This window comes from Kitasatospora sp. NPDC007106, assembly GCF_040634455.1.
Lineage (GTDB): Bacteria > Actinomycetota > Actinomycetes > Streptomycetales > Streptomycetaceae > Kitasatospora > Kitasatospora arboriphila.
Map to the genome: position 1 here is coordinate 1 of NZ_JBEYFP010001471.1, position 1022 is coordinate 1022.

Here is a 1022-nt window from a genome sequence, read left to right on the forward strand (position 1 = left end):
GTACGGAGTGGGAGGCGCTGCTCGCCGCCGTGGCGGACCACGGGGTGTACGTGCCCGTGGCGGAGAGCGGCAAGGTCCTGTTCCGGCGGAGCGAGGACGACGTCCCGTACCTGCCGGGCTACGTCAGTGCGGCGTGCCTCGCCGAGCAGGTGGCGGAGCCGGCGGCGGCGTTCCACTGCGACGCGCTGCGACTGTGGGACATCGCCGAGCGGACGGGCGTCCCCGTGCTGGTGCTGCACTCCGACCGGGGCCGCGCCGGCCTGCCGATCGGGCTGGTGGCCCGGGTGCTCCACGAGCGCGGGTGGCGGGGCGGGGAGGGCAAGGAGATGCGGCTGACCCGGTCCGTCCATCCGGTGGCGGTGGCGCTGCGGGATGCTTTGCGGCGCCGGATCGGGGAGTTCCCGACCGTGCGCTCGGTGTGGGTGTCCCACGCGCGGTGGGTGGACACGGGGTTCGAGCAGCTGATGCTGCACGTGGCGGTGGACGAGCGGCTGCCGTCGCAGACCCCGCGGCGGCTGCTGGACACCCTGCTCGCGGAGGAGGTGACCGTCACCGCGGACGACCCGAAGCTGGCGGTCCTGCCCCTGGACACGACCGTCCACGCGGAGACGGTCGCCCAGCTCGACGGCATGGCGCTGGACACCGTGCGGCACGATCCCGCGACCGGGCGGATCGAGGTGCTGTCACGGGAGTTCGACGACCCGCAGGCCGCCGCGGCCGCACGGCGGGCCGTTGCCGCGGAGCGGGCCGAGCGGGCCGCGGCTCCCGGCCCGGAGCAGGGGCACCCCCGCCGCCGGTGGCAGCGCCCCTGATCCGCCGCGACCGGCGGTGGTGGCCGGGTTCAGGGGAGCGTGTCCGGGTCGATGTCGCCCGAGACGGCCGTCCGGACGAGTTCGATCCCGAAGGCCATCACCCCCGCGACGACCGGCAGCACCACGAGGAGGTACAGCAGCCCGGGCCGGGCCGCGCGCAGCGCCGTCCGCAGACCGAGGCCGGGCGGCACCACCGCCACCACGTCCGGC

At 76.1% G+C, this 1022-nt stretch carries 2 protein-coding genes; one reads left to right on the forward strand and one right to left on the reverse strand.

Annotated features, from left to right (window positions below; all coding sequences use genetic code 11):
- Nucleotides 1–812: hypothetical protein (locus ABZ641_RS39365; protein ID WP_359989556.1), on the forward strand; the 812-nt coding region annotated here is incomplete at its 5' end.
- A 29-nt stretch (nt 813–841) separates the two neighbouring features.
- Here the strand turns inward: ABZ641_RS39365 and ABZ641_RS39370 are convergent.
- The coding region (locus ABZ641_RS39370) for a hypothetical protein (RefSeq protein WP_359989558.1) at nt 842–1022 on the reverse strand (181 nt) is incomplete at its 5' end.